Consider the following 25,848-nt stretch of genomic DNA (forward strand, 5'->3'; position numbering starts at 1 on the left):
TCTCAAACCTGTGGGTGCGGGCCGGGAGTCCGGCCTCATCGGGGGCGCCGTGCGCCTACTTCTCGCCGGCCAGCAGGCTCTTGCTGCGGTTCGCCATCTCCTTGAAGGCGTCCTCGCCGCGGCTGTGGGCGAAGTACGACTGGAAGAGCGGCTCGACGGTGGCCTGGATCGCGGTGCCGTTCCCGTAGGCGGGACTGGCGAACAGTTCGCCGTTCTTCTGCTGGTCGATGAAGACGGACAGGTCGACGCCCCTGGCGGACATGGATCGCGCTGAGGCGTCCATCGCGGCCGGGATGGAGGGGAGGAAGCTGCCTGAGCCGGACGCTTTGGTCTGGCAAGCGGCGGATCCCATGTAGGAGACCCACTTCCACGTGAGGTCGGGGTGCGGGGTGCCGGACCATATGTTGTTGCCGTTGGAGCTGGAGATGGTGCCGCGGGTCGTGCCGTCGGGTCCGGTCACGGTCGGTGCGATTCCGGTCTTGAGGTTGGGCACCTGGGCGTACTGGGCGGCCGACCAGGAGCCGTCCGGCATGATCGCCACCTTGCCCGAGCCGACCAGCTCGGGGCCGCTCGGGGTGTTGCCCGCTGAGGCGAACTCACCGTCTCGCGGGGCGAATCCGCGGTCGCTGAGTGAGCGGATGTACTTCATGGTCGTGACGAACCGCGGGTCGTTGTAGGTGAACTCGGTGGGCCAGGCGGGCTTGTTGGCGACGTGTTTGCCCAGTGAGGCGTAGAACGGGGCCCAGGTGGTCTGGCCGGTGAAGTCCTTCGTGCCGAGTGGGCCGATGCCGAACGTGGCGACATGCTTCTTGTCGAAGCCCGGCTCGTCACCGCGTACTCCTTCGCGGTCGACGGTGAGGTGGGCGATCACCTTGTCGAAGTCTCCGCCGTCGTCCGGGTTCCAGGTGAGATTTTCGATGTCGGAGGCGGTGTATCCCGCCTTCTCCACCGTGTCCTGGTTGTAGTAGAGGGCGGCCGAGGACCAGTCCAGCGGCAGGGCGTACTGCTTGCCGTCGGTGTACCTCCAGGTGGTGGCGCCGGTGGAGAACCGGTCGAGGTCGTAGCCGGTCTTCTTCATGAGGTCGTCCAGCGGCATCAGCTGGTCCAGTGAGGCGTACTGCTGGAAGAACTGGGGGCTGTTCTGGAAGGCGTCGGGCGCGGTGCCGGCCACGAAGTTGGCGAGCAGCTTGGTGAAGTAGTCCGCCACGTTGTACTGGGAGATCGTGACGTTCACGCCCGGGTTGGCCTTCTCGAAGTCGCTCGCACACACCTCGTAGGCGGCGGCCTGCTTGTCGTCCCAGGTCCACCAGTTGATCTGGTTCGGCGCGGACCCCGTGTCCGCCCCGCAGGCGCTGAGCAGCCCGGTCAGGGCGGTGACGAGTACGCCTGCGGTGAGCTTGCGTCGAGCGGTCCGGATGGTCATCGTTCCTCGTTTCCTGGGGCCAGTGCGCCGCGGAAGACGGCCAGTGCGTCGGCGAGGTCCTTGGAGCCCCCGGCTTCGTGCCCGTTGAACTCCCATGTCGTGATCCGTTTGGGTCCGCGATAGGCGTGATAGGCGCCGAACACGGTGGACGGCGGGCAGATGTCGTCCGCGAGCCCGGTCGAGAACAGGTGCGCGTATCCGGCGCACGCCCACGGCAGGTCGTCGTACGGGTGGCCGCGCCCGCTGCCGTAACCGTGGAACTGGACCACAGCCGGGAGCCGGCCGTCGCGGGCCCGCGGCAGGCGCAGCCAGCCGCGTACGGGATGGCCGTCGTACCCGGCGAACGTCAGGTCGTACACCTCGACCGCGCGCAGCTCGGTGTCGACCGGGGTGAGTGCGTCCCCTGGCTGCACGACCACGAAGTGGCCGTCTACAGCGGCGACTGCGTCGAACGCATCCCCTTCCCCAGCAAGGCGGTACCGCTGCCCCTGCACCAGATCGGGCTGGTGTCCATGGGGCTGATTCTCCTCGACTGCCCCAGGCTCGCCGGGCTCATCGCCATCTGCGGCGAGCTGAATGCCTATCAGTTTCTGCTGACCGTGGCTCCGCTGCGGCTCCCGGGCGGTACCGGTTCCCCGGTGAACCCGATCTGCGTCTTCTGAGCGTCGTCCTTCACCCGGCCTGAGGGCCTTCTGTCCTGCTCTCTTCCCGCCGCTCGGCCACTCCCCGGGGCCGTGTGGCGCGAACACCACTGCGGAGTCGCTATGTCCAAAGTCCGCTACCGGCTCTTCGCGCTCAATTTCCTGGCGTGTCTGATCAATTACGGTGACCGGACCGCCCTGTCCGTCGCCGCGCCGTTCATCCTCGCCGAGTACCACTTCTCCCCCGCCGTGTGGGGCCTCATCCTCAGCGCCTTCTTCTGGACGTACTCGCCCTTCGCGCTCCTCGGCGGCTTCATGGTCGACCGTATCGGTGTACGCCGGGCGTACACGGCATGCATGCTGGCATGGTCCCTCACCATCCCGCTGACAGCGGGCGCCTGGAACGCCGCCACCTTCATAGCCGTCAGGATGCTGTTCGGCATGGGCGAAGGGCCGCAGGCCCCCATCAGCGCCAAGCTCACAGCGGACTGGTTCCCGAAGCGGCAGACCTCGACGATGCTGAACCTCGCGCAGGCGGGCACGACCGTGGGCCCCATCATCGCCACCCCCTTCGTGGTCTGGATCTGCGCCACCCTCGGCTGGCGTCCGGCGTTCCTGATGCTCAGCTCGCTCGGTGTGATCTGGTGCGCGGTGTGGTGGTTCACCGCGCGGGACCGGCCCGCGGACCACCCCGGCGTCGACGCGGCGGAGCATGCCTACATCACCGCCGACCACACACCGGACCACACACCGGCGACCAACCGGAGCCGGACGGCCGGCAGCACCTCCCACGCCGAATTCTGGAACCTCGTCCGGCAGCGCCACGTCATCGCTCTCGCGATCGCCTTCTTCGCCTACTCCTGGGTCCTGTTCATGTTCCTGACCTGGTATCCGCAGTACCTCGTGGACGCCCGCGGCATGGACAAGTCGGACCTCGCCGGCACAGCGACGATCCCGTGGGTCGCGGCGACGGCCGGGCTGGTCCTGGGCGGGCTCACCGCGGACAGACTGATCAAGAAGAGCGCCAGCCTGATCACACCGCGCAAGTGGATGATCGTCGTATCCCTCGTCATGGTGGCCGCCTGCTTCGGCCCCTCCCCCGCCGTGCGATCCCCCACCGTCGGCCTGCTGCTCGTCTGTGTGGCGATCTTCTTCCTGTTCGCCAGCTACCACTACCAGGCACTGATCATCGCCACGGTCCCACCGGAGTACACCGGACGTCTGGCCGGCGTCGTTCAGATGTGCTCGACACTCGCGGGCATCCTGGCACCCATCGTGACAGGTGCCATCGTGGAGACCACCGGCAGCTACACCTCCGCGTTCATACTCGGCGCCGCACTGGCCCTGGCCGGTGCCGTCGCGGTGGCCTGCCTGATCCGGTCGACCACCGCCGCGCCCGGTCATCACGGCCCGGTCGCGGCGGACAACGAGGGGGCGTGGGAACCGTCGGCATCCGTACAAGGCGGGTGAGGTTCCGCGCTCGGTGTGCCGCCTCCCGCCGGATGGCGTTCGGGGAGCCTCAGGTAGAGCCGGGCGGAGTCGCCGAGCGTGGCCTGTGCGCTGCGGTCGACGTCCGGCCACCGGTCAGGTTCCAGTAGCGGTCGCCTTGGAACAGGTTCAGCGGCATCTCCTTGCCCGGGTGGATGCCGTACAAGGGATCGGGCGTACTTGTGGCCGGGCTGGGTCGGCTTCCGGGCCCAGCCCGCCGTCGGGCACGCGTGGGGTGGGGGGGTCTGCTGGACCCCCGGTCCAAGCGGTCCCCTCTCGCGGGGCCGCGCGCCCCCGCCGAGTGGTCGACTTGAGGTACGGCCACGGCGATCGGGCCGGCCGGGGCCCGGAAAGGCAGGAAGCACACGATGAGACGCGCGATTCTTGGCGGAAGCGGCATGTCGGTCAGCGAGTTCGCCCTCGGGACGATGATGTTCGGCGCCATGGGCAACACGGACCACGAGGTGTCGGTCCGCATGATTCACACGGCACTGGACGCCGGTGTCAATCTGGTCGACACCGCGGACGTCTACTCGCGGGGCGAGTCGGAAGTGATCGTCGGCAAGGCGCTCAAGGGGCGCCGCGACGACGTGGTGCTCGCGACGAAGTTCGGTCTGCCGATGGGACCGGACGCCAATCAGCGCGGTGGCTCGGCGCGATGGATCAGACGAGCGGTTGAGGGGAGCCTGCGGCGGCTCGACACCGATTACATCGATCTCTACCAGATGCACCGGCCCGACCCGGACACGGATATCGACGAGACACTCGCGGCGCTCTCCGACCTCGTCCGCGAGGGCAAGGTGCGTGCGATCGGCTCCTCGACGTTCCCTCCCGAGCTGATGGTCGAGGCCCAGTGGGCGGCCCACAGGGGCGGGCACCACCGCTTCCTGACGGAGCAGCCGCGGTACTCGGTCCTCACCAGAACGATCGAGGGCGGGGTGCTGCCCACCGCGCAGCGCCATGGCCTGGGAATCCTGACCTACGGGCCGCTGAGCAGCGGCTGGCTGTCCGGGCGCGCGGGCACCACCGCGAGCCACCGCGCGGCGACAGCCCCGCAGGCGTTCGACCTGACGGTGCCGGCCAACCGGACGAGGCTGGAGGCCGTCGGTCGCCTCACGGATCTCGCGGCCGAGGCGGGCATGCCGCTGACGCGTCTGGCTCTCGCGTTCGTACGGTCGCACCCGGCCGTCACCTCCGTACTGATCGGTCCCCGCACCCCCGGACAACTCGCCGATCTGCTCGCGGGCGCGGAGGCGGAACTGAGCGAGGACATGCTCGACCGGATCGACGAGATCGTGCCTCCCGGCACCGAGATCAACCCGGCGGACAACTATCTCGCCGCGTCGCCCGCGATCGGTGACAAGCGCCTCCGCCGCCGCTGACCGCTGTCGCCGACCGTCGACGGGACGGAGGATCTAGCCTGGAGACCATGAGCGATGCGTCGGGCCCCGAAGGAAACACGGAACGGGGCGATGCGGGACGGGGCAATACGGAGCTGCGCGAATTCCTGCGCTCCCGCAGAGCCCGGATGACCCCCGAGGAGGCCGGCCTGCCCCCGCAGCCCGGCAGCCGCCGCGTGCCGGGCCTGCGCAGGGAGGAGGTCGCCCAGCTCGCCGGGGTCAGCGTCGATTACTACGTACGGCTGGAGCGCGGACGCGATATCAACGCCTCCGAGAACGTGCTGGACGCCGTCGCCCGCGCGTTGCGGCTCGACGACACGGAACGCGGCCATCTCTTCGCCCTGGCCAGACCCACCCGCGCCCCGCGCCGGCCGATGCCGCCGCAGCGGGTGCGACCGGGCCTGTACCGGCTGCTTGACACCCTGACCGAGATCCCGGCGGTGGTACTCGGCCGTCGCATGGACGTCCTGGCCACCAACCGCCTGGCACGGGCCCTGTTCACCGACTTCGACGCGCTGCCGCACCGGGAGCGCAATATGGTCCGGTATCTCTTCCTCGACGCGTCCGCCCGCGAGCTGTACGCCGACTGGGCGGCCTCCGCGCGGAGCACCGTCGCCTCCCTGCGGCTGTACGCCGGGCGTCACCCCGACGACCCCCACCTCGCCGAACTGATCGGTGAACTCTCCCACCGCGACCCGGACTTCCGCCGCTGGTGGGCCGACCAGGACGTGCTGCGCCGTACGCATGGGAGCAAGCGATACCGCCACCCGCTGGTCGGTGAACTCGCCCTGGACTACGAGGCCCTCACCCCCGACGGCGATCCGTACCAGACGCTCGGCCTCCACACCGCGGAACCCGGCTCCTCCTCCGCACACGCGTTGCGCCTCCTCGCCGGTTGGAACGGTGAGCCGCCCGCGCCGCCCGGGGAGCGTCAGGCCAGGACTTAGGAACCCCGACGGCGCCGAACACGGCACCGCGTACGCCCCCGGCCGACCGCCTTCGCCGATCGGGACCTCGACTCGGGACCTCGACCGGGGGCTGCGGCCCCCGCGCGTGGCATCACGATCGACCGCGTCCACTTCGTCAGTCATTACCACTACTCGCCCCCTCGCGGGGCACGGTGGCGTGTCGGCCCCGGAGGACGCTCTACGGCCGGAAGCCGTCGATCGCCAGTTCCATCAGGCGGTCGGCCTGGGCGGAGCCGTCGGGGCTGTCGGGGGTGCGCCACAGGCAGCTCATGAGCATGATGACGTCGATGGGGTCGATGCCGGGGCGTACCTCGCCGGCGCGTTCGCATGCGTCGAGCAGCTGGCCGACCGCGGCGGTGACGGGGGGCCACGAGGCGCTGACGACCTCTTGCGCGGCCGCGGAGTGCAGTGCTTCGCCGAGGCCGTGCTTGATGCGCACGTACCCGGCGAGCGTGGTGAACCACTGCCGCAGCGCGTCCAGCGGGGCACGGGTGGCGAGTACTTCCGGCACCGAGTCGACGAGGCGGCCCATGTCGTGCCGGTGGACCTCCAGGATCAGTGCCTCGCGGGTCGGGAAGTGCCGGTAGAGCGTGCCGGGGCCGACGCCCGCGCGCTTGGCGATCGAGTTGAGCGAGGCGCCCGCGGACTCGGCGAACGCGTCGTGGGCGACCTGGAGGATCACCTCCCTGTTCTTCAGCGCGTCGGAGCGCTGCGGCGCGGCGTCGGGCATGGGCTACCTCCTGGGCTACGGGCGGCCGCCCGTTTGCGAAGCGGAGACGTCTCCGTTAATGTTTCAGAAGCTAACCGGAGACTTCTCCGCTTACTCCTATCCCTCATTGTAGGAGCCCCACCGTGCGCTACATCAAGCTCGGTCGCACCGGCCTCGACGTCTCCCCGGTCGCCATCGGCGCCATGACCTACGGCGACCCCGACCGCGGCCATCCCGTCTGGTCCCTCGACGAGGAGACCAGCCGTCCCCTGATCAAGCACGCCCTCGAAACGGGTATCAACTTCTTCGACACTTCCAACATGTACTCCTACGGCTCCAGCGAGGAGATCCTCGGCCGCGCGCTGAAGGACTTCGCGAACCGCGACGATGTCGTCATCACCACCAAGGTGCGCCACGCCATGCGCCCCGGCAGCCCCAACGGCGGCGGCCTGTCCCGCAAGGCGATCATGTCCGAGATCGACAACAGCCTGCGCCGCCTCGGCACCGACTACGTCGACGTCTACATGATCCACCGCCTCGACAACGACACGCCGCTGGAGGAAACCCTGGAAGCCCTGCACGATGTGGTGAAGTCCGGCAAGGCCCGTTACCTCGGCGCGTCCTCCATGCACGCCTGGCAGTTCGCCAAGGTCCTCCACCTCCAGGAGCGCCACGGCTGGGCCCGGTTCGTCACCATGGAGGACCACTACAACCTGCTCGCCCGCGAGGAGGAGCGCGAGATGCTCCCGCTCTGCGCCGACGAGGGCGTCGCCACCATGGTGTGGAGCCCCCTGGCCCGCGGCCGCCTCGCCCGCCCCTTCGACCAGGCGAACACCGGCGAGCGCTCCGCGACCGACAGCGGCTACGCCGACATGCTCTACAAGGCCAACGCCGACAGCGACCGCGTCATCATCGACGAGGTCGGCGCCATCGCCGACGCCCGCGGCGTCACCCGCGCCCAGGTCGCCCTCGCCTGGCTACGCCGCAACCCCGTTGTCGCAGCCCCCCTCGTCGGCGCCCGCACGATCCAGCAGATCGACGACGCCGTCGCCTCCCTCGACCTCCACATCACCGACGAGGACGCCCGCCGCCTGGAAACCCCCTACACCCCCCGCTACGACCTCCAGGGCGTCTCCGACGAACGCGAGATGGAGCGCATCAAGGCCGGCATCCCCGGCTACGCCAACGTCTGACACCGCGCCGGCCGCGCCGAGCCCCCGGCGCGGCGCTCCCGCGAGCCGCCATGCCCGCCGCCGTTGTCGCGGCCGAACTTCTGACGTTCGGCAGTCGGCCCGCCACCCTGTGAATACCGCATGCTCCGGTGATACCGCGGGGGGCTACGGCCCGTCAGCCCCTACGACTCCACGAGTCCGACCTCAGTAGCCCGCTGATCGTGCGCCTCGGGTATGGAGTCACTGATTATGCGGCCGCGCAGGTATACCTCGATGCGGCGCGCGCTGTACGCCCTGTCCGCGCGCTCCCACGGTCCGGGCATCAGCTCCGAGGCGCTGCCCCCTGTCTTCGACCGCTCCTACGCCCGGCGACGGCGTCCCCAACGTCGCAGTCTCGGCCTACTTCACTCGGCGAGAGGTCCGGAGAAACGGACCGGGAGCAATCCCGGCACCGCGCTCCGGGCCTACTCGGCGAACGGACTTGGCGGCGGACTCAACCAGTTCTCATGCGGCACGAGGCCCCGTACGAGGCGGCCGTGGATCGCCCTGGTCGACAGTGCCCTCCCCACAACATGTCACTCATGCCATACCGAATCGGAAGACCATGTCGGGCCAGTCGGTGTCAGGTATTCGGTCGTCGAGCGCCTCGCTGATCGTCCGCTCCTCGTACCTGAAGTGGGATTCCATGATCGCCCCCAATCCGTCGAGCTCACGCCCGATTGCCTCCAGGACCGGGCCACGCGATTCGGCGGCCCTGTCAGCGAGTTCACGCACCCGGGACAGGATCGCGGCGATCATTCCATGATCTTCGACAAGCTTCGCGACCGTCGTCGCGAGATCCGGGCGTTCGCGCAGCAACTGGGAGAACATCCCGTCGTCCTCGCCCTGATGGTGCGACGTCAACGCGGTACAAAAGGCCAGGCAATGGGTGACAAGTGCGTCGTCGCTCAACCGGCGGTGTCCGAGACTTGTCCTGATCTCGTCGATCTGGAGACGTAGTTCTTGATGTGCTTCTGAGAGCCGCAAGCTCAAGGCGGCTGCACGGTCGGCGTCGTGGGAAGCCACGGATGGCGGTCCCTTCGGTTCCGCACCTCCATGCCTGGCGCAGTCCGCCACCGGCACGCGATGCTGCCGCAATCCGATCACGCAACGCGGGGCCACGGCAAGCGTGCTGCCCGCCCGCGCCTACAACCAGCTCCGTGGCCCAGCGTTCTGCCGGCTCAGCCCCTTCACTCCAGAAGAACTGCACCCAAAACCACAGCGGGTAAATGGGCTAGGTTTCGCGGGCAGACATATCAGCGTGGCCGGGGGCGTTCGGGGATGGGGAGCGCTGTTGTCGGAGGTTGAAAAGTCTGTCGAGATTGCCGTCTCGTTGCCGTCTCGGTGGGCACCGCCTGCAATGAGTGGACGCGGTTCGAGAAGTTCCCGCGGTCATGGACGCGGTGGAACTGATCGGGCAGCGCACGCCCTCGCTGACACACTGGGGAGCTGGGTTGGGTGGCCCGTGAGTTCGGCGTGGAGATCATCGAGTGCGTTCACCCCATAGCCATCTCCACAGATGAGGGACGTCGCACACCCCGTCGGTGTGCGGGCGTTGGGGCTTGGATTCGGGCGTGTGGGATTCGTGTCCCCTGTGGACGTGGCACAGCATCGGTTTCAGCGCCTGACTGTCGTGGGTGTTGGCGGCGGAGAGTCCGATGTGTAGGGGGGAGCCCCTGCGCATCGGACAAGATGTGCGTCTTGGAGGCCGACTTGGGTTCGGCGAGACGGTCAGCGACTTGAGTACCGGGGCGGGCGCGGTCGCGGTGAGTTTGCGCCGTACACGCCGTCGTTGCCCTGCACGGTCTTGGTGGTCAGGACGTTGTCCTCGGGATAGACCTGCTGGTCGCTGGTGGCGGCGCCGATGAGATAGCGGCCGGCGTGCGGCGGTGGGGTGGTCGAGCGGTCGCGGGCTTCGCCCATTCCCGTACTGGTCGGATGCTCGCTGACAGTCGCGCGCGTCGCTGACATCCCAACAGCTGGTCGTACCTGACCGGAGCCGGTTTCAAGGCAACCCGTGGTGAGCTGACAGGCTGGGCGAAGGGAGGAACGGTCGAGCGGACATCGCGGACCGGCACTCGCCGTGGCGCGGGGGCGGATGAAAACTCGCCGCGAGCACCGGCGGCGCCGCTCAATCACAGGCGTGATCGCTCCACTGGAGCGGCACCTCAGGCCCCGGGGTGCTGTGGACCTCGGGTGTCACGCCTCTCGCACGCTGACAGCGGCGCGGAGATGGCGAGGCGCCTCGATCTCGTCGAGTAGCGCGATCGCCAGGTCCTCATACGTAATTCGGCTGGCCGGGTCGCCATGCTCGGCGATCCGGTACCGGCCGGCGCGCGTGCCCTCATGGTCGAAGTCGCCCGCCGGGGCCACGTACGTCCAGTCCAGGTCACACGTCCGCAACTCTTCGAGGCCCGCCGCGTGACCAAGAGAGAAGACGCGGAACTCGTCCGGGAAGCCGGGCTAGGCCAAGGCCACCCCGCATGTCGAGTACGAGTTGACGCCGCTGGGCCGCAGCATGCTCCAACCGATGGCGATCGCCTGCGCCTGGACGGAGGAGCACTGGGACGAACTCCTCGACGCCCGCGAGTCGTACGACAACGCCACCCGTCTCGGCCGCGCCGGATAGCACAGGGCGAAGTGGTCCTGCGCTGCAAGAGGTCAGGCTCACACGGACCGCCGCTTACGGACCGTTGGGCAGTGAATTGATCTCGGGTGTGGCTGTTCCAACGGATCCGGTCGAATGAACAGGCGGAGGGGTCTGGGCCGGATCCGCGGTCTCAGACGACTGGCCGGGCCTGTCGGGCTTGGAAGACCTACTGCTGTACCGGCAGGCCGGTAACGCCCTGTGCCGCGTTCGTCGACCGTGTCCGCCACCTCCTGGCGCCCGGCGGAACCTTCTGGGTCGTCACCGAGATCACCGGCCGCCGCGCGACCACCGACCCGGCCCTCCAGGGGCTCGGGATCACCATGGCGGACGCCGAGCTGCTCACGACCGGATGGTCCACCGTCCGCACCGCCGACCTCGACGTCCCGCGCTGCTACGCCGTGCACCCCTGACCACCCCTCTGCTGCTGGAGAGCACGTCATGCCGGACATAGAGACCGCTGGTAGTTCCGGCTATCAGAAGTTGTGCAATGCGCGCGTCAAGGTCGGCCCGGGCGCCCCGGACCAACCTCGGGGGCGGTTCTCAGCAGCAACTACAGCCCGTCGCGCACTCGCAGGTGGGTGCGGCAGCCGCGGTGGGTGCGTGAGCCGTAGGCGCGCAGCAGCCCTTGCCCTGCCAGGCGTCGCGGCCTTCCTTGACGGCGATGGCGGCGATGACGAGGGCGGCGATCGGGTCGGCCCAGGACCAGCCGAGCAGCAGGTTGGCCAGCAGGCCGACCAGGAGCACGGCGGAGAGGTAGGTGCACAGCAGGGTCTGCTTGGAGTCGGCCACGGCGGAGGCGGAGCCGAGTTCGCGGCCGGCCTTGCGCTGGGCCGCGGAGAGGAACGGCATGATCGCCAGGGAGAGGGCGGCGAGGACGATGCCGGGGATCGAGTGGCCGGCTTCGCCGGTGCCGGTCAGCGCCCGGACGGAGTCGACGGACACGTAGGCCGCGAGCGCGAAGAACGAGACGGCGATGATCCGCAGGGTGCGCTGCTCGCGGGCTTCGCGGACAGTGTGGTCGCGGGCGGAGAACTGCCAGGCGACAGCTGCGGCGGAGGACACCTCGATGACCGAGTCGAGGCCGAAGCCGATCAGCGCCGTCGAGGAGGCCAGGGTGCCGGCGGTGATCGCGGCGACGGCTTCGATGACGTTGTAGGTGATGGTCGCGGCGACGAGCAGGCGTATGCGCCGGGTGAGGATATCGCGGCGGGCGGGGCTGGAGCCGAGGGATATCGCGGTCATTCAGCAGCAGCCCTTGTCGGTAGCGTCCGGGCAGGTCTTGTCGGCCTCGACGGCGACCACGGCCGCCCGCAGGTCATCGAGCGCGTGGCCGAGGCGTTCGTCGGCGAGTTCGTAGCGGGTGCGTCGGCCGTCGGGCACGGTGACGACCAAGCCGCAATCGCGCAGACAGGCCAGGTGGTTCGACAGCCGGGTCCGGGAGATCTCCAAGGCGTCGGCGAGGTCGGCCGGGTAGGCCGGGGCTTGGCGAAGGGTGAGCAGGATGCGGCAGCGGATGGGATCGGCGAGGGCGCGGCCGAACCGCGCCAGCACCTCGATGTCAGCAGCGAGTGTCAGCACACCTCGACAGTACATCGAATCCTGAATTCAGAGAATCGTGGATTATGCGCGGCTGGCGACCTCGGCGGCGTAGGTGTTGCCCTGGCCGACGAGCCGCTTCCAGGTGTCGGCGGTGTTCCGGTGAATGCCGAGCAGGCGGCTGACCACGACCGCAGGCAGCTCGGAGGCGAGCTCGACGGGGGCCGCGTTGCGGGCCATACGCGGGCGGACACCGAGTACCTGGAGGCGACGGATCAGCTGGCTGCGGCTGACCTCCCGCAGATGCCACCGGTAGTCCAGTTTCGCTGTCACGTCGTCTCCCTACTGGCCGTGGTGCAGGGCCTTGTCCAGGACCTTGCGCATCATCGTGTTCGTGAAGTCACCGCTCACACCGGTGTAGAGGACGGTCGTCGAGGCGTACCAGTGGCCCACCTGCCGCTGGACGAACGCCGGGTCGGCGCCGGCTTCGATCTGATGGGTGACGTGGCTGTGCCGCAGGCAGTGCGGCACCAGATCGGAGTCCAGGCCGAGGGCGTCACGGTACTCGGCGAAGCGGTCCTCGATCTGCTGGCTCTGGAGCCGACCGCCACGTTCCGTTGGCCACAGGGCTGCTCCGGTCGAGGCGCGGTAGCGGGGGCGGATGTTGGTGACGTAGTCGTCGACCGCTTCCACGGCCCACGGCATCACGCTCAGGACTGTCCGGCGTCTGGGCGGGGAACCCTTGGACCGCTTTCCGTAACGGACGTGCAGGGAACCGAACCGGCCCAGCTCCGGTGCCTTCGGGTTGCGGTACCAGTCGGTGAGATCCAGCTTCGATGTCGGCCCCGCGCCCTGACGTCCCTGTGTGCCTCTGGCTTGGGCGCACGGCGAGAAGGCGATCGAGACCCCCGGCTACGGGCTGGTCGTCCTGGACGAGGTGGCATGGGCCGTCCACTCCGGCTGGCTCGACAAGCGGGAGGTCCTGGACTCCCTCGATCAGGTGCTGGCGCTGGAGACCGTGGACTGGTGGAACCGCGCCCGTTGAGTACGGCCGAGGGTTGCCACCCGAGTGCCGGGACGGCAGCCCACGACTTGTCGCAGGCGGTCCCGCGTTGAACGCGAACGTCCGGTGTTTCAGGGCCCGCTACTTCCCGAGCCACGTCCGGACAGTCGACGCCCCCGCTCCTTCGCCCGGCCGGCTCACCGCGTACTGGAGGTACCAAGCTGTCTCAGGGTTCGGGTTCACGGACATCGCACCTCCTGTGTCCTCTGACAGGTGATCATCACCATTTGCCGGTCGGGTCTGACCGGTCGGGTCCGTGTCGGCACTGCCGGTGATTCGGCAGCTCAGCGACTGTATGGCAGAGCTGGGTGATAGCTATGGACGTATGGATACCAATGAGTCCCTCCTGCCAACTGCCGATCACCCTGCCGAGATCGCGTTCAGACGCGGTTGCCGGGCCCTGGAGTCGGGAGACCACCAACTCGCACGCGGCCTGTTCGAGGAGGCGGTTCGCGGTTCCGGCCCGCAGATGCTCTGGCGCGTGGCCGAGGCATGCGCGGAAACCCTCCAGAGCGCATTCTGGATGCGCCGGGCCGTGCTCTCGGAGAGCGAACCAAGCGGCATCACGGTAGACCCGGGCGCGCTGCGTATCCTGGGGGACGACGGCGCCATGTTTCAGCAGCACTGGGAGATCGCCGTCGAGTCGAGCGACCCGGCCCGTGCGGTCGCGGCGCTCACCGCCGCGAGACGCCGTCTGACGTGCGTGTTCGAGGACGGCCGCGAACTCTCGCCGGAGGAGGCCGAAGATGTCATGACCGACACCGACCTCTACAGCCCCAACTACGTCGCCGTCGACGACACGGTCCCCCGCGTGTGGATGGACTGCAAGGGCGGGATATTCCCGCATATGGCCCGCACCGCGCTGCGTATCGTGGCAGACGAACTACGCAAGGCCGGGATACAGCAAGCACACCTGTTCACTCGTCCCGCTTCACACCCTTCAGACAGCTAGGTGTTCCGTGTTTCGAAAGTGAATCTTGAGCGCGAGATGATCTTGCTGTGTGTCGCGCGGAGATCTGACGGACGAACAGCGGGCAGTGTTGGTAGCACTGTTGCCCAGGGGCAGGAAGTCCGGTCGGCCTCCGATATGGACGCATCGTGATCACCGCCGGGCAGCGCGGCGACTCCCCGCAGTTCGAGGCCGTGATGGAACGGACCCGGGTGCCCCGGCCCGGGCCGCCCACGCACCCGCCCCCGCCGAGTCCGCACCGAGTCCGCGCCGAGTCGCATGGCCAAACGATTCCTAGACAACGTCGAATTCGTTGCCTTCCGGGTCCCGCAGCTGGACGGCGTACTGCCCCATGTCCGGCTCATCCGTGATCCGAAGCACGCTGGCGCCGGCTTTGATCAGTCTTTCCACCGTGGTCGTGACCCGCTGCGCGCGGACCGCCAACGGGACGTCGCGCCCGCCGCCGACCTTCAGGTCGAGGTCTGCGGGTCAGCGCGCCACCACTGGCAGGGCCGGTGGCACAGCGAGGGCGGCCACCACTCCTACGACGGCCGCATCCCGATCGTGGCGACCACGCTGGAACTCTGCGCGAGCACGGCCCGGCCGGACCCGCGTTCCGGCGCTGCGGCCGCGACCACCGGGAGCCACGCTGGACGCGATCGACAACCCCCGCCGGGACGCCCACATCGCCCGCCGCCGCCAAGCCGCCCGGGAAGAACAACGGCGCCGTGAGGCGCGGGAAGCCGCACAGCGGGAGGCGCGGCGGCCGGTATGCGCGGGCTGCGGGCAGAGGTTCACCTACGACCGGTGGAAGGCGGTCGGATACACCCGGGACTGGAGTAAGCGCCGCCCGCACCCACACCTGTGCGAGGACTGCCAGGACCGGGGCGGTTGCTTCGGGCCGGCCGCGGCTGTCGCTCGATCGATACAACGTGCGCGCCGTCTCGGTGAATGCCTGGTCCATGACTGCCGTGGCACGGACTCCTGTGTTCCGACTCCCGTACTCCCTCAGGTTTACGTACCCATTCTGAACAGTAATTTCGCTCAATCTGTCGGATCCTGACGTCGGTTGGTCGATAAATTTCGGTTCCTCGTCTTGCTCATGGCCTTCCGTGTCCCTACGTTGAGTGGCGTTCGCACCACGCGCGCCGGGACGTAGGGACACGGACCGGACCGAGCCGATTGCGAGGAATCCCATGGCCGTTTCCCGACGGACCGTCATCGCGTCCGCACTGGCAGGTGCCGGAGCGGCTGCGGGCCTGGGGGCCCAGGCCCAGAGCGCACAGGCGGCGGCCTCCCCGCCGGGAGATGTCGTCGGCAAGATCACCGTCGGCTACCAGGGCTGGTTCGCCTGCTCCGGTGACGGCGCGCCCATCAACGGCTGGTGGCACTGGTCGCAGAACTGGGGCCAGTCGCCCTCCCCGACCAATACCGCGATCGTGAGCTGGCCCGACGTACGCGACTACACCCACACCTACCGGACCGCCTATCCGGCGCTCGGCAGCGGTCAGCCGGCCACGCTGTTCTCCTCGTACGACCAGCAGACCGTCGACACCCACTTCTCGTGGATGCAGCAGTACGGCATGGACACCGCCGCCCTCCAGCGCTTCAACCCCAACGGCGGCGAGGGCGCGACGAGGGACGCCATGGCGGCGAAGGTGCGCAGCGCCGCCGAGAAGCACGGGCGGAAGTTCTACATCATGTACGACGCCACCGGCTGGACGAATATGCAGCCGGAGATGAAGGCGGACTGGCTTGAGAAGATGAAGGCGTACACGGCGTCGCCCGCCTATGCCCGGCAGAACGGCAAGCCGGTGGTGGGTATTTGGGGCTTCGGCTTCAACGAGCCCAACAAGACCTGGTCGGCGCCGGTCTGTCTGGATGTCGTCAACTGGTTCAAGGCGCAGGGCTGTTATGTGATGGGCGGGGTGCCCACCCACTGGCGGAGCGGCAACGAGGACTCGCGCGCCGGGTACCTGGACGTGTACCACGCCTTCGACATGCTCTCGCCCTGGATGGTCGGCCGGATCGGGAACATCGCGGGCGCCGACAACTTCTATACCAACGTCAACTCGCCCGACCAGGCACATTGCGACGCCCATGGCATCGACTACCAGCCCTGTGTCCTTCCCGGTGATCTCCAGTCGGGGCACCGTGCGCACGGCGATTTCATGTGGCGGCAGTTCTACAACATGTGCCGGCTCGGGGTCGCGGGGATCTACATCTCCATGTTCGACGAGTTCAACGAGGGCAACCAGATCGCGAAGACCGCCGAGAACTCCTCGCAGATCCCGGTGGGTTCGGGTATCCGGGCCCTGGACGAGGACGGTACGGCCTGCTCGTCGGACTATTATCTGCGGCTCACCGGTGACGGCGGGCGGATGCTGAAGGGCGAGCTGGCGCTGACCCCGGTCCGCCCCACCCCGCCGGGCGGCACGACTCCGCCGCCGACCGGGGACCTGGCACTGCGCAGGCCCGCGAGCGCGAGCAGCCAGACGCAGAACTACGCCCCGGGCAACGCCGTCGACGGTGACAGCAACAGCTACTGGGAGAGCGCCAACAACGCCGCCTTCCCGCAGTGGATCCAGGTCGACCTCGGCTCGGTCAGCCCGGTGAAGCGCGTCGTCCTGTCGCTGCCCCCGAACCCCGCCTGGGCGACCCGTACCCAGACACTGTCGGTCCTCGGCTCGACGGTGGCCGACGGGGGCATCATGTCCCCATTGAGCGCCTCGGCCGCGTACGTGTTCAACCCGGCGAGCGGCAACACCGTGACGATCCCGGTCGCCGTGGGCTCGTCGGCGCGGTTCGTGCGGATCCAATTCACCGGGAACAGCGGCTGGCCGGCGGGGCAGCTCGCGGGACTGAGCGTGTACGCGGACTGACGTGGCGTCCTGATCGCCATGATGCCGGGCGGGGCGGTCGCCGTCAGCTGGTGGGAGCACATCTACCCAGACGCCGGACCGTAGGCCACGCGGATCGCGGCGGCGGCCGGTGTCTGGGCGCCGCCGCTCCGTACCGCCGGCGGACCCGACCACCCATACGCGGTGCCGGGTGTCAGACGTTCCTGTCCGGTTTTCCGCGATCGAGGATCTCGATGGCCAGCCATAGGTCATGGCGCGCGTTCGGGGCCCGTAATAGCGATCGGTGCAGGACCTGTTCGAGGCGTATGAGCCGCTTCCGGACTCCTGTCACCGACACCCCGAGGGCCCGCGCCGTCGTACTCAGCCGGGTGTCGTTGCGCAGCCAGGTGCGCAGCGTCGTCTCCAGCGCGGGCGCGTCCTCGTGTACGGGGCGCAACTGCGTCAGTGCCCACTCCCGTACGGCCGGCAGGCGGAGCGGCGCCTCGATGGCGTCCTCGGCCGGAGCCGGTTGCGCCGTGCCCGTCGGCCCGTGGTCCGTCACGTGTGGCAACGCCGCGATCCGCAGGGCCAGATCGAGCTTCGCCTGGTCACCCACCAGCTCCAGGTCGAGGCCGAGGAGCGTCTCGATGTGGCGGAGGCGTGAGGCAAGGGTGTTGCGGTGGATCTTCAAGTGCCGGGTCGCGGTGGACGAGAAAGCCAGCCATGACCGGACCGTGTCGGTGAGTGTGCGGCTGTCGGGGTCGGCGGCCCGGGCGGGGATGTGCCCGGTGAGCGGTGCCAGCAGGCGGTCGGCCCAGGCATGGCCATGGTGGCCCATCACTACGGGCAGCCCCAGGGTGGCGTCGAACCGCGCCCAGCGCTCGGGGCGGCCACGGGCCGCCGCGAGCGCATGGAATGCCTGTTCGTAGCCGGTGGCCGTATCACGCAGCGCCAGCGCGTCGCCGGTCCCCACGACACAGCCCTCGATCTCGGCCGTGAGCGCGGCTTCCAGTCGGCGGGCGTCGGCAGGATCCGGGGTCGCCGACGCGACCACGAGCACATGGTCGGAGTAAACGGGACACCGTACGATCCAGGCCCGGCCGCCGGTGAGTTCGGTGCAGATACGGATCGTCTCGGCCCGTCGGTCGACGCCGCACTCGATGACATGGAACCTGGCCGGATCGTGGAGGCGCGGTGCGAGGACGCTCGCGATCTGATGCGCCGTCGTGAGGTTTCCGGACATCAGCAGATGCAGCACGGCCTCCCGTCCGCGTGCGTCGGCGATCTCCACGCGCCGCCGGGTCCGTTCGGTTTCCCGCGCCCACCAGCAGATCCCGAGCAGTGGCCCCGCGGCGCCCGGGGCGGCCGTCCCGAGAGGATCCGATCCGACGACCGCGAGGACCAGTCCACACGGGACGGGGCCGGACTGGTCGCCGGGTATGTCGATGGTCAGCAGCGCGACCGAGCGGCCCGGGGACTCATCCGTGACGAACGTACGCAGCCCCCGCTCACGCATCACACGCAGCGCGTCGGCGACGAGCAGCATCACATCGGAGCCGCGCCCCCGGGGAGAAGCCGTCTGTACGCCGCCGGCCGAGTCCATCAACCCGACCCAGCACCCCGTCCGGCGCGCCAGCCACCGCACCAGCGCCTGTACGCCGTCCACCCTGTGGGCCAGCCGGTGCATGGTCAGGACGTCGGCCGCGCGCCGGGAGTCCGTGGACGGCGCCGCTTGCGGACCCACGCCGCACCCCTTTTGCCTCGCCGCTCAGTGTGCCCGGGTCCTGGAAACCCGCCACGGGAAGACACCGATTGTCCCCGCCGCAGCAGGACTTCTGCCACCCCCCGGGAGGGCTGACTCGCCACGCGAGGGCCTTATGCACCGAGGCAGGCCTTCTGCACCGAGGCAGGGCTTACGCGCCGAGGCGGGGCTGTACGCCGGACGACGCGCGCGCCGGGACGGGAAGGACATCGAGGGGCTGCCGGTACATCCGGCCCCGGGCCGGCGTTGGTTCACCCCGGCTACCCCTACGGGTGTGCCGGACGAGACCGCGCGCTCGCCGGTGTTTCCGTGGTGACTGTGCTGGTCGACACCGTCGACGTCTTTCGCAGGGCAAGCTGACACTTGTCGCAGCCCAGTCGCGAATTCTAGGGTCGTAAATGACCCCGGGTAGGTCATCTCGGCGCCTCGACCGCCGAATGCCGCATGGCCCACCCGAGGGCTGCTTTCCGCAACGCGAAATGGCCAGCTGAATTCATCTTGGGGGATTAATGAATAAAATGGCAAAATTCAGCATGCTGACTGGCGGGGCTCTCCTGTTTTCGGTACTCGGAGTGGGTCCCGCAAGCGCTGCTAGCGCCTATGGAAGCTGCACCACTTCCCCGCTCACCTCAAGCGGATCCGTAAATATCGCAAACTGGCCTTACGAGGGGTCAGCTACCGGCATCAATATCAAGCTGTACGACGAAAAGGCGGACGGTCACCATGTTCGCGTCAGGCTCGCCGAGCAGTGGACGACCGGCGACAGGATTTACTACGCATGGCGCAAGAATATGGACGGATACGGCACCTATAAGTCCTGGAATACATACATGAACCCTGCGGGCCAGAATAACAAAATAAACGGCATTGTGCTCCAAGTTGCCACATTCGAAGGTGACACTCTGTTGCAGTACTGCGAGAAGAAGTTGTTTTACCCGGGGTAACCTTCAAGGTTGTCTCTGGGGCTCCGTCATCCATTGGTGGGGGGTGCGGGCGTGAGCGTGATCCGCACTCCCCAGGGACCCAGTTCGCGTTCAGGGCCAGAGGGGCGCTATGGGATCAGGGCGCACATCTGGGCTCAGCGGGTCGTCCATCGCGTCGGGGATGCGATGCGTGTCAGCCACTACCCGTTATCCCGCGCTGCGCGGCGGCAGTCGCCGTGTGATCCGGTCGAACAGATCCGTCAGCGGCTCGCCGATGTCCCGGCCGAACTCGGTCAGCCCGTAGGAGACCTGGGGCGGCGTCGTCGGCTCGACCTCCCGCCAGACCAGGCCGTCCTGGACCAGCGCGCGCAGGGTCTGGGCGAGCATCTTCTCGCTGATGCCCTGGATGCTCTCGCGCAGTTCGTAGAACCGGAGGTCGTTGCTCCGCAAGGAGATCAGCACCCAGATGCCCCACCTGCTGGTCACGTGGTCGACCATATCGCGCGCGGGGCAGTCGGTGTGAAACACGTCATACCGCTTCCCCGCCTCGACCTGTCTGTGCTGCACGCTTCCCGCCATGCCATGAGCTTACCTCAAGGTATGTCCTTACCAAAAGTTAGCCCGCGCTCCTAGCGTGAAGGCCACAGAAGGACATCTGACAAGGAGCTGATCATGATCGTGGTGACCGGGGCTACCGGGAATATCGGCCGGCCGTTGACGCAGGCACTGGCCGAGGCGGGCCAGCAGGTGACGGCCGTGTCACGGCACACGGCGGCGGTGCCGAACGGCGTCCGCCACGTGACGGCCGACCTGGCCGAGCCGGCCGGCCTCAAGCCCACACTGGCCGGGGCGAAGGCGATGTTCCTCCTGCTGTCCGGCGACCTGCACACCACTGGAGCCAGCCCTGCCGACATCATCGGCGAAGCTGCGGACAGCGGGGTCCGCCGGGTCGTCCTGCTCTCCACGCTGGGCGTGGTGACCAGGCCCTTCGGCCCAACGCGGATCGCGATGCGCGAGCTGGAGGACACGCTGCGGGAGTCCGGCCTGGAGTGGGCCATCCTGCGTCCGGGCGGCTTCGCCTCCAACGCTCTGTGGTGGGCCGAGTCCGTCCGCGCGCAACAGGTCGTCGCCGCGCCCTTCGGCGACGTCGGGGTGCCGATCATCGACCCGGCGGACATCGCCGCGGTCGCGGCGGCCTGCCTGCTGGATGACCGGCACACCGGCGGCGCCTACGAGCTGACCGGCCCGGAGGTGATCACTCCGCGCCAGCAGGCGGAGGCCATCGCTGCCGCGCTGGGCTCGCCAGTGAGGTTCCACGAGCTCACCCGCGACGAGGCCAAGGCCGCCATGACCCAGAGCATGCCGGCGGAGCTCGCCGACGACACCCTGGACATCCTCGGTTCCCCGAGCCCGGCCGAGCTGCGCGTCAGCCCGGACGTCCAGCGGGTCCTCGGCCGCGCCCCGCGCCCCTTCGCGGACTGGGCCGCCCGCAATGTCGCCGCGTTCCGCTGAGACTGGTCAGCGCCGCCGGAACTGCTCTTCGTACTCGGCGATCCACTGCCGACAGTCGAAGAACCTGACCTGAAGCTAACGCTGACACGGCCCCCTGTCGGGGCCGGAACCAACGCCGCAGCCGAAAGGTCGGGAGGGCGCGCCTCGGCGTCACGCTCACCGGCCGATGCTTCGCCCCACCCGCGTCCTACAGTGGCCGTTGATCGAGCCGGTGATCACGGCGTGGAAGGACCGCACCGCTCGGTCAGCGGGCCATCCTGTGCGAAAGCCCCAACGGGGTAACCAGCCCGGCTAATGACGGGGCGCGGCGAGCGGCCGTTCCGGAGCGGGAGCTCCGCCGGCCCGGTCGATGGCGCGCAACTCGTCGAGGCTGTCGGCGAGGGTGCGGCCTGCCAATGTGCCGAGGACGGCTGCCTCGGTCTCGTCGGTGAGCCTGGCGAAGTACTCGGCGGAGTGGTTGGTGACCAGGCACTCCCGGGGCCCCTCCGGCCGGGGGGCCCACAGCGGTTTGTCCCCAATGGATGAGCGGTAGATCTCGCCCAGTGTGATCTGGTCCGCGGGTCTGCCGATGCGGACGCCCCCGCTGCGGCCCTTGATGGACGCGACGAGGGCGTCCCGCACCAGCGGGACCATCAGCTTGCGTACGAGGCTCGGGTTCATGTCCAGACTCCTGGCGAGCTGGGTCGAGCTGAGGACGGGACTGCCCTCTTCTTCGGCATGGCCCAGCAGGAGCATGGCCTTCAGTGCGCTGGAGAACCTCACGTCCAGCATGCTCGTACCTCTTTCTTCCGCCGCTTGGTCCGGGTGGCTCCCTACGCCTTCATATTAGCAACTCTTACAGTTGCACTTCCGTCCAAGGATATGTACTTTTCACGCATACAGATTGCGGCCGGCCAGGATGCCGCCTGCGGATCACAAGCGGACTGGTCGCCGCCCGTCTGCCGCACAAGCCCGGACGCCGACAGGCACCACAAGGAGAACCGGAGAATGTCATGAGCACCGAGAACGAGATCAGGGAGATCGTTTCCCGATACACCCGGGCCGCGGACCGGCGCGACGGCGAGGCGCTGGCAAAGCTCTACGAGGCCGACGCGGTCGTCGAGGTCCACTACCATCGCGGGCCCAACGGGACGGAACTGCTGGGAACCCTCTCCGGAGGAGCGCAGATCGCAGCGGCCATGTCCACAGCCATGGCGCCGCACCCGCCCCTGGGCTGGAGCCACCACACCACCTACGACCACCTGGTCTCCGTCGACGGCGACGAGGCCGGCATCGAAACCCAGTTCATCACCTTCGACGTTGTCGGAACCAGGAAGCCCGAGGGCGGGTGGCCCGCCGGCACCTTCGGCGCCCAAGGCGCCATCAAGCCCATCGAGTCCGGGTACTACCGCTTCACCTTCCGCCGGACCGGCGGCGTCTGGCGCATCCGCCACCAGGACATCATCCACGACATCCCCTACGTCTTCTGATCACCCTGCGGCCCGTCCCCGACGCCCGCACAGCGGGCTACGGAGGGAGCTGCCGAACCTGGCCTCTTCCACAGCCGCGCGCGGCACGTTCCGCCCTCAAGCGGACCCGGACGGCGAAGGGCCCCGCTCGCAGGGGCGGAGCGGGGCCTGTTGGACCCAACGGGTCTACAACGGGGCGAGGCACACGGCGCGGTCCAAGGCCCGCAGCGGAACTTCGGATCGAGCAAGCGACGGCGTCCCTGCGGGGCCGCGGTCCCTCATGTATTTCAGCAGTCACCGCTGATCACACGACTCCCGCTTCGGGGATCGAAGAAAGGCACTCGCGCGGATCGGCACTCAACCGGGAGGTTTCCCAGGTATGGCAACACTTGGACTCATCGGCAGTGGACACATCGGAAGCACGCTCGCCCGTCTGGCGGTCGACGCCGGCCTGGACGTCGTGCTCAGCAACTCGCGTGGGCCGCAGACGCTTTCCGACCTCGTGGACGAACTGGGGCCGCGGGCCCGTGCGGCCACTCCCGCGCAAGCGGCGGCCGGGGACTGGGTCGTCGTGACGATCCCGGTCGGCGCTATTGGGACGGTTCCCCGGGAGCCCCTCGTCGGCAAGACGGTCATCGACACCGGTAACTACTTTGCCCCGCGTGACGGCACCATCCCGGAACTCGAAGCGCAGGAGCTCACCGATAGCGAACTGCTCCAGCGGCACTTGGCCGAGGCGCACGTCGTGAAGGCGTTCAACAACATCAACTACAAACACCTGGCGGCACTGCCACGGCCCGTGGACGCGGCCGACCGCACCACCCTGCCGATCGCCGGCAACGACCCGGGCGCCAAGAAGCACGCCGCCGAATTGCTCTCGCTGCTCGGGTACGACTGCCTGGACATGGGACCGCTCGCCGAAAGCTGGCGCTCACAAGTGGGCACCCCGGCCTTCTGCGCGCCCTACGCGGTGACCAAGAACGACCAGTACAGGAACCAGCCGGCCGCTCCCGCCTCTGCCGCCGAGGTCAGCGCGGCACTGGCGTCGGCACGGCGCTGAGCCACGAACGCCTGCCGCTTCGGCTTCGGCTTCGGCTTCGGCTTCGGCTTCGGCTTCGGCTTCGGCTTCGGCTTCGGCTTCGGCTTCGGCTTCGGCTTCGGCTTCGGAGCACCGTGGCATCGGCGGCGCGTGCGCAGAGCGACGTCGCCCGCTCCCAACAGCATTGGCACGAACGGATTCGGCAGGTCAGGCGCCGCAGGAGCCATCAGAGGACGGTCCGTGAGTTGGTGTTCCTTTCCGGGTGAGGCTGGGTCAGGGCTGCTGGTTGCGGGGTGGTTACTGCTTCCTGGCGACCTTGACCGCGCGGCCGTACGCGGCGGTGGCCGGCCCGGCCCGGTCGAATTCCTCCCCCGGCGAAGAATCCGGCAGATACGAACGCGGGCTGCCTCCCAGCGGCCTCACGACTCTGGGTCTCCGGTCCGACATGAGGACTTGACGCTCGACCGCCAAAAGGCGCTCTCCAGGAATCTGGCCGGGCGCCGCCACGCTACCCGTCGCGGACGGCGCCGACTCCCCCGATGAAGGTCGGCCCAGTCGGAAACGCCGGTCAGGGCCGCTGAGCCTCACACCCCGAGCCTGTCCGGTGGCTCCAGCAATGTCGTCGGCGAGGCGGCTGGACGGGCTCGCTTGCGGGCGAGTCGTCAAGCGCCTTTCAGGGCGTGCGCTAGACGGTGACCGCCCTCCCTGGGATCGCCGCGTCGTTGCCCGGGATCGGCTCGTGCGCCGTGTTACGGGGCATCAATCAGACCCGTCCGTTCGCGTGGCGCGGGCGCTTGACGGCCGCAGGGGTCTCAGTCCGTCGCGGGGGTGCGGGCGATGAGGGCGGCGCAGGCTGGTCCGTCGGCTCTGAGAGCGCGCAGCAGGGCCTTCTTTGTCCGGTGGGCGGTGATGAATTCGCCGTAGCGCTCGGTGAACGCGGTCATGGTGTCGTCCCGGTCGGCCAGCGCAGCCAAGTCGCTCAGGAGCTGGACGACCTCCCTGTAGTGGCGGGTTCCCCTCACGGTGAGCAGTTCTCCCGCCTGCTGCCAGGCGGTCTCGGGATCGTGCTGCAGGTCGGACAGGCGCCGGTCCTGGGCCTCGCGCGCCTCACGGACGACTCTTTCCCTCTCCTCGGCCTCCTGCTGTTGCTCGTGGGCGATTCGTCTCGCTCTTTGTGCCGATACCGCGGCACGGAGTTCGGCGACCGTACGCGGTGCCGGGTCAGGCGCCGTGGCCGTGCAGGTGTCCTGGAAGCGCCGACGCAGCCCGGACAGGGGCTGGACGTCGTCTCCGTGAAGCAGTTGGGCGAGGACGGCATCCTTCTCGCCGGGGTCGAGGGTGGCGATCCAGGCGCGGTGGGCAGCCAGGGAAGGGCGGGGTACCGGCCGGGGTGAGCCTGTGGCCGCGGCCGCGACGAGGTCCGGGTCGATACGGAGGAACGTGGCCAGGTCGGTCAGTGATTCGGGCAGCTCTGCCAGGCCCGGCGGCACCGGGGGCTCAAGGTCGTTGTCGTCGAGTTCACCGGCCTGCAGCCTGAGCAGCCAGGCGAGGTAGAGGAGACGCAGGTCACCTTCGGCGACGTGAGAGCGGGCGCGAGTGATGGAGGGCAGCCACTGTTCGCCCATGTCCCCGTCGTGCCCATGGTCGAAGAGGTCGATGAAATCCTCTGCCTCTCCCTCGGAATCCGACTCCAGGGAGATCAGCACATATCCGCCGGCTGCCCGACTGGTCGCCGGCGCACCGGCGCAGTAGGTTTCGGCGACGTCCAGGGGTAGGGCGGTGTCGGGCCAACGCAGACTCACCTGCCGTGTGCCCCAGTTCGCGAAGTAGAGGTAAGCGTCGTACGTGGATTCCAGCAGTGCCTGAGGGTCGCCCTTGAAGTCGCCCCAGGTGTAGGTATTGACAAAGCTGTGCCGGGTGAGGCGGGCGCGCGTCGTCAATGCGCGGATCTCCGCAAGCTGTCCGTCGGTCAACGACTCATCAACCATAAAATGATAGTGCTGGTATTCCGACATGACCTGGCCTCCGCCTTCCCGTCCGTCCCTTCCAAGTCGTAGCAGAACCGAAGACCCGATGTGGTGGGAATCGGCCTTGGTTCGTCCCGGCACGGAGCCGTCCCGGCGCTGCTCGCGCTCGCCGCCGCACTGGGCCACGTACGCGGCGGGGACCCCGGCGTGAAGACCCGCGAGAGCGGCGGCACCGGCGCACAATAGCGACGAGTGCGCTCCCGCTTCTTTTCGCCATTCGCCTTCGCGGTATGCCCGGAGGCGGCCTCGGCCGTCTCCG

At 68.6% G+C, this 25,848-nt stretch carries 28 protein-coding genes and 3 pseudogenes; 14 read left to right on the forward strand and 17 right to left on the reverse strand.

What is annotated here, in order from left to right; genetic code table 11:
- Positions 1 to 55 precede the first annotated feature (55 nt).
- Positions 56 to 1,423 (reverse strand): ABC transporter substrate-binding protein, encoded by a 1,368-nt coding sequence (locus ACFRMN_RS16140; RefSeq protein WP_383019357.1) that lies wholly within the window; start codon positions 1,421 to 1,423, stop codon positions 56 to 58.
- The gene (locus ACFRMN_RS16145) at positions 1,420 to 1,842 is read right to left on the reverse strand and encodes an acetylxylan esterase (RefSeq protein WP_383019360.1); all 423 of its coding nucleotides are present in this window, start codon (positions 1,840 to 1,842) and stop codon (positions 1,420 to 1,422) included. The genes ACFRMN_RS16140 and ACFRMN_RS16145 overlap by 4 nt, the downstream gene beginning before the upstream one ends.
- Before the next feature lie 3 nt (positions 1,843 to 1,845).
- Here ACFRMN_RS16145 and ACFRMN_RS16150 point away from each other — a divergent pair, with 3 nt between their 5' ends.
- The 4 genes from ACFRMN_RS16150 to ACFRMN_RS16165 all read left to right on the forward strand — a co-directional run bounded on the left by ACFRMN_RS16150 (position 1,846) and on the right by ACFRMN_RS16165 (position 5,899).
- Positions 1,846 to 2,085, forward strand: coding sequence for a hypothetical protein (locus ACFRMN_RS16150; RefSeq protein ID WP_383019363.1), 240 nt, complete (start codon positions 1,846 to 1,848; stop codon positions 2,083 to 2,085).
- A gap of 102 nt (positions 2,086 to 2,187) precedes the next feature.
- Positions 2,188 to 3,534: an MFS transporter gene (locus ACFRMN_RS16155; RefSeq protein WP_383019365.1), complete on the forward strand. Its 1,347-nt coding sequence runs from the start codon at positions 2,188 to 2,190 to the stop codon at positions 3,532 to 3,534.
- Positions 3,535 to 3,920: 386 nt separating this feature from the next.
- The gene (locus ACFRMN_RS16160; RefSeq protein WP_383019368.1) at positions 3,921 to 4,934 is read left to right on the forward strand and encodes an aldo/keto reductase; all 1,014 of its coding nucleotides are present in this window, start codon (positions 3,921 to 3,923) and stop codon (positions 4,932 to 4,934) included.
- 47 nt (positions 4,935 to 4,981) lie between these two features.
- The gene (locus ACFRMN_RS16165; protein WP_383019371.1) at positions 4,982 to 5,899 is read left to right on the forward strand and encodes a helix-turn-helix transcriptional regulator; all 918 of its coding nucleotides are present in this window, start codon (positions 4,982 to 4,984) and stop codon (positions 5,897 to 5,899) included.
- Positions 5,900 to 6,098: 199 nt separating this feature from the next.
- Here ACFRMN_RS16165 and ACFRMN_RS16170 read toward each other — a convergent pair whose 3' ends face one another.
- Positions 6,099 to 6,650, reverse strand: coding sequence for a TetR/AcrR family transcriptional regulator (locus ACFRMN_RS16170; protein WP_383019373.1), 552 nt, complete (start codon positions 6,648 to 6,650; stop codon positions 6,099 to 6,101).
- Between the two features lie 122 nt (positions 6,651 to 6,772).
- Between ACFRMN_RS16170 and ACFRMN_RS16175 the strand changes: the two genes are divergently transcribed.
- The gene (locus ACFRMN_RS16175; RefSeq protein ID WP_383019376.1) at positions 6,773 to 7,822 is read left to right on the forward strand and encodes an aldo/keto reductase; all 1,050 of its coding nucleotides are present in this window, start codon (positions 6,773 to 6,775) and stop codon (positions 7,820 to 7,822) included.
- Between the two features lie 558 nt (positions 7,823 to 8,380).
- Here ACFRMN_RS16175 and ACFRMN_RS16180 read toward each other — a convergent pair.
- The 4 genes and pseudogenes from ACFRMN_RS16180 to ACFRMN_RS16195 all read right to left on the reverse strand — a co-directional run bounded on the left by ACFRMN_RS16180 (position 8,381) and on the right by ACFRMN_RS16195 (position 10,243).
- Positions 8,381 to 8,866 carry a hemerythrin domain-containing protein gene (locus ACFRMN_RS16180; protein ID WP_383019379.1) on the reverse strand — a complete coding sequence of 162 codons (486 nt, stop codon included), beginning with the start codon at positions 8,864 to 8,866 and terminating at the stop codon, positions 8,381 to 8,383.
- Between the two features lie 585 nt (positions 8,867 to 9,451).
- Positions 9,452 to 9,555, reverse strand: a pseudogene (locus ACFRMN_RS16185) (IS5/IS1182 family transposase); the annotation flags it as partial.
- A gap of 16 nt (positions 9,556 to 9,571) precedes the next feature.
- The gene (locus ACFRMN_RS16190; RefSeq protein WP_383019382.1) at positions 9,572 to 9,763 is read right to left on the reverse strand and encodes a hypothetical protein; all 192 of its coding nucleotides are present in this window, start codon (positions 9,761 to 9,763) and stop codon (positions 9,572 to 9,574) included.
- 276 nt (positions 9,764 to 10,039) lie between these two features.
- A complete protein-coding gene (locus ACFRMN_RS16195; protein ID WP_383019384.1) occupies positions 10,040 to 10,243 on the reverse strand; it encodes a hypothetical protein in 204 nt (67 codons plus the stop codon).
- Positions 10,244 to 10,325: 82 nt separating this feature from the next.
- Here ACFRMN_RS16195 and ACFRMN_RS16200 point away from each other — a divergent pair.
- Positions 10,326 to 10,469 (forward strand): annotated as a pseudogene (locus ACFRMN_RS16200) (transcriptional regulator); the annotation flags it as partial.
- Between the two features lie 561 nt (positions 10,470 to 11,030).
- Here ACFRMN_RS16200 and ACFRMN_RS16205 read toward each other — a convergent pair.
- Genes ACFRMN_RS16205 through ACFRMN_RS16220 form a run of 4 tightly spaced genes read right to left on the reverse strand, consistent with a single transcriptional unit; the run spans position 11,031 to position 12,731 of the window.
- The gene (locus tag ACFRMN_RS16205; RefSeq protein WP_383019386.1) at positions 11,031 to 11,732 is read right to left on the reverse strand and encodes a cation transporter; all 702 of its coding nucleotides are present in this window, start codon (positions 11,730 to 11,732) and stop codon (positions 11,031 to 11,033) included.
- A complete protein-coding gene (locus ACFRMN_RS16210; protein WP_383019390.1) occupies positions 11,733 to 12,068 on the reverse strand; it encodes an ArsR/SmtB family transcription factor in 336 nt (111 codons plus the stop codon). It abuts the gene before it with no gap.
- A gap of 42 nt (positions 12,069 to 12,110) precedes the next feature.
- Positions 12,111 to 12,359, reverse strand: a complete 249-nt coding sequence (locus ACFRMN_RS16215; protein WP_383019393.1) for a hypothetical protein — start codon at positions 12,357 to 12,359, stop codon at positions 12,111 to 12,113.
- A 9-nt stretch (positions 12,360 to 12,368) separates the two neighbouring features.
- The gene (locus ACFRMN_RS16220; protein WP_383019667.1) at positions 12,369 to 12,731 is read right to left on the reverse strand and encodes a tyrosine-type recombinase/integrase; all 363 of its coding nucleotides are present in this window, start codon (positions 12,729 to 12,731) and stop codon (positions 12,369 to 12,371) included.
- 160 nt (positions 12,732 to 12,891) lie between these two features.
- Here ACFRMN_RS16220 and ACFRMN_RS16225 point away from each other — a divergent pair, with 160 nt between their 5' ends.
- Both ACFRMN_RS16225 and ACFRMN_RS16230 read left to right on the forward strand, forming a co-directional pair.
- A complete protein-coding gene (locus tag ACFRMN_RS16225) occupies positions 12,892 to 13,071 on the forward strand; it encodes a cob(I)yrinic acid a,c-diamide adenosyltransferase (protein ID WP_383019396.1) in 180 nt (59 codons plus the stop codon).
- A 274-nt stretch (positions 13,072 to 13,345) separates the two neighbouring features.
- Entirely contained in the window at positions 13,346 to 14,041 is a 696-nt protein-coding gene (locus tag ACFRMN_RS16230) for a hypothetical protein (protein WP_383019398.1), read from the forward strand.
- Positions 14,042 to 14,332: 291 nt separating this feature from the next.
- Here the strand turns inward: ACFRMN_RS16230 and ACFRMN_RS16235 are convergent.
- Positions 14,333 to 14,515: pseudogene (locus ACFRMN_RS16235) on the reverse strand (VOC family protein); the annotation flags it as partial.
- Between the two features lie 719 nt (positions 14,516 to 15,234).
- Between ACFRMN_RS16235 and ACFRMN_RS16240 the strand changes: the two are divergent.
- Positions 15,235 to 16,920, forward strand: coding sequence for a discoidin domain-containing protein (locus tag ACFRMN_RS16240; RefSeq protein WP_383019401.1), 1,686 nt, complete (start codon positions 15,235 to 15,237; stop codon positions 16,918 to 16,920).
- Positions 16,921 to 17,092: 172 nt separating this feature from the next.
- Here the strand turns inward: ACFRMN_RS16240 and ACFRMN_RS16245 are convergent, their stop codons facing one another.
- Entirely contained in the window at positions 17,093 to 18,622 is a 1,530-nt protein-coding gene (locus ACFRMN_RS16245; protein WP_383019404.1) for a helix-turn-helix domain-containing protein, read from the reverse strand.
- Positions 18,623 to 19,158: 536 nt separating this feature from the next.
- On the opposite strand from ACFRMN_RS16245, the gene ACFRMN_RS16250 reads away from it, so the two are divergent.
- On the forward strand, positions 19,159 to 19,584 hold the full coding sequence (locus tag ACFRMN_RS16250) for a hypothetical protein (protein WP_383019407.1): 426 nt from the start codon (positions 19,159 to 19,161) through the stop codon (positions 19,582 to 19,584).
- A 186-nt stretch (positions 19,585 to 19,770) separates the two neighbouring features.
- Here ACFRMN_RS16250 and ACFRMN_RS16255 read toward each other — a convergent pair whose 3' ends face one another.
- Positions 19,771 to 20,142, reverse strand: a complete 372-nt coding sequence (locus ACFRMN_RS16255; protein ID WP_383019410.1) for a winged helix-turn-helix transcriptional regulator — start codon at positions 20,140 to 20,142, stop codon at positions 19,771 to 19,773.
- A 93-nt stretch (positions 20,143 to 20,235) separates the two neighbouring features.
- Here ACFRMN_RS16255 and ACFRMN_RS16260 point away from each other — a divergent pair, with 93 nt between their 5' ends.
- A complete protein-coding gene (locus tag ACFRMN_RS16260) occupies positions 20,236 to 21,075 on the forward strand; it encodes an SDR family oxidoreductase (protein WP_383019412.1) in 840 nt (279 codons plus the stop codon).
- 291 nt (positions 21,076 to 21,366) lie between these two features.
- Here ACFRMN_RS16260 and ACFRMN_RS16265 read toward each other — a convergent pair whose 3' ends face one another.
- Positions 21,367 to 21,846, reverse strand: a complete 480-nt coding sequence (locus tag ACFRMN_RS16265) for an RrF2 family transcriptional regulator (protein WP_383019415.1) — start codon at positions 21,844 to 21,846, stop codon at positions 21,367 to 21,369.
- Positions 21,847 to 22,067: 221 nt separating this feature from the next.
- Here ACFRMN_RS16265 and ACFRMN_RS16270 point away from each other — a divergent pair, with 221 nt between their 5' ends.
- Entirely contained in the window at positions 22,068 to 22,544 is a 477-nt protein-coding gene (locus ACFRMN_RS16270; RefSeq protein WP_383019418.1) for a nuclear transport factor 2 family protein, read from the forward strand.
- A gap of 358 nt (positions 22,545 to 22,902) precedes the next feature.
- Complete coding sequence (locus ACFRMN_RS16275) at positions 22,903 to 23,583, forward strand: NADPH-dependent F420 reductase (RefSeq protein WP_383019421.1); 681 nt, start codon at positions 22,903 to 22,905, stop codon at positions 23,581 to 23,583.
- 276 nt (positions 23,584 to 23,859) lie between these two features.
- Here the strand turns inward: ACFRMN_RS16275 and ACFRMN_RS16280 are convergent, their stop codons facing one another.
- A complete protein-coding gene (locus ACFRMN_RS16280; protein WP_383019424.1) occupies positions 23,860 to 23,985 on the reverse strand; it encodes a hypothetical protein in 126 nt (41 codons plus the stop codon).
- Positions 23,986 to 24,374: 389 nt separating this feature from the next.
- Entirely contained in the window at positions 24,375 to 25,577 is a 1,203-nt protein-coding gene (locus ACFRMN_RS16285; protein WP_383019426.1) for a hypothetical protein, read from the reverse strand.
- 63 nt (positions 25,578 to 25,640) lie between these two features.
- On the opposite strand from ACFRMN_RS16285, the gene ACFRMN_RS16290 reads away from it, so the two are divergent.
- Positions 25,641 to 25,775 carry a hypothetical protein gene (locus ACFRMN_RS16290; protein WP_383019429.1) on the forward strand — a complete coding sequence of 45 codons (135 nt, stop codon included), beginning with the start codon at positions 25,641 to 25,643 and terminating at the stop codon, positions 25,773 to 25,775.
- The last annotated feature ends 73 nt before the right edge of the window (positions 25,776 to 25,848 follow it).

Origin of the sequence: Streptomyces sp. NPDC056835 (assembly GCF_042789485.1) — a bacterium.
Lineage (GTDB): Bacteria > Actinomycetota > Actinomycetes > Streptomycetales > Streptomycetaceae > Streptomyces.

Bases quoted from the DNA above. Each gene is read 5' to 3' on its own strand.
- ACFRMN_RS16140 (WP_383019357.1), bottom strand. From the start codon at position 1,423: ATGACCATCCGGACCGCTCGACGCAAGCTCACCGCAGGCGTACTCGTC.
- ACFRMN_RS16155 (WP_383019365.1), top strand. From the start codon at position 2,188: ATGTCCAAAGTCCGCTACCGGCTCTTCGCGCTCAATTTCCTGGCGTGT.
- ACFRMN_RS16160 (WP_383019368.1), top strand. From the start codon at position 3,921: ATGAGACGCGCGATTCTTGGCGGAAGCGGCATGTCGGTCAGCGAGTTC.
- ACFRMN_RS16165 (WP_383019371.1), top strand. From the start codon at position 4,982: ATGAGCGATGCGTCGGGCCCCGAAGGAAACACGGAACGGGGCGATGCG.
- ACFRMN_RS16170 (WP_383019373.1), bottom strand. From the start codon at position 6,650: ATGCCCGACGCCGCGCCGCAGCGCTCCGACGCGCTGAAGAACAGGGAG.
- ACFRMN_RS16190 (WP_383019382.1), bottom strand. From the start codon at position 9,763: ATGGGCGAAGCCCGCGACCGCTCGACCACCCCACCGCCGCACGCCGGC.
- ACFRMN_RS16205 (WP_383019386.1), bottom strand. From the start codon at position 11,732: ATGACCGCGATATCCCTCGGCTCCAGCCCCGCCCGCCGCGATATCCTC.
- ACFRMN_RS16220 (WP_383019667.1), bottom strand. From the start codon at position 12,731: ATGCCGTGGGCCGTGGAAGCGGTCGACGACTACGTCACCAACATCCGC.
- ACFRMN_RS16240 (WP_383019401.1), top strand. From the start codon at position 15,235: ATGGCCGTTTCCCGACGGACCGTCATCGCGTCCGCACTGGCAGGTGCC.
- ACFRMN_RS16250 (WP_383019407.1), top strand. From the start codon at position 19,159: ATGGCAAAATTCAGCATGCTGACTGGCGGGGCTCTCCTGTTTTCGGTA.
- ACFRMN_RS16255 (WP_383019410.1), bottom strand. From the start codon at position 20,142: ATGGCGGGAAGCGTGCAGCACAGACAGGTCGAGGCGGGGAAGCGGTAT.
- ACFRMN_RS16260 (WP_383019412.1), top strand. From the start codon at position 20,236: ATGATCGTGGTGACCGGGGCTACCGGGAATATCGGCCGGCCGTTGACG.
- ACFRMN_RS16265 (WP_383019415.1), bottom strand. From the start codon at position 21,846: ATGCTGGACGTGAGGTTCTCCAGCGCACTGAAGGCCATGCTCCTGCTG.
- ACFRMN_RS16270 (WP_383019418.1), top strand. From the start codon at position 22,068: ATGAGCACCGAGAACGAGATCAGGGAGATCGTTTCCCGATACACCCGG.
- ACFRMN_RS16275 (WP_383019421.1), top strand. From the start codon at position 22,903: ATGGCAACACTTGGACTCATCGGCAGTGGACACATCGGAAGCACGCTC.
- ACFRMN_RS16285 (WP_383019426.1), bottom strand. From the start codon at position 25,577: ATGTCGGAATACCAGCACTATCATTTTATGGTTGATGAGTCGTTGACC.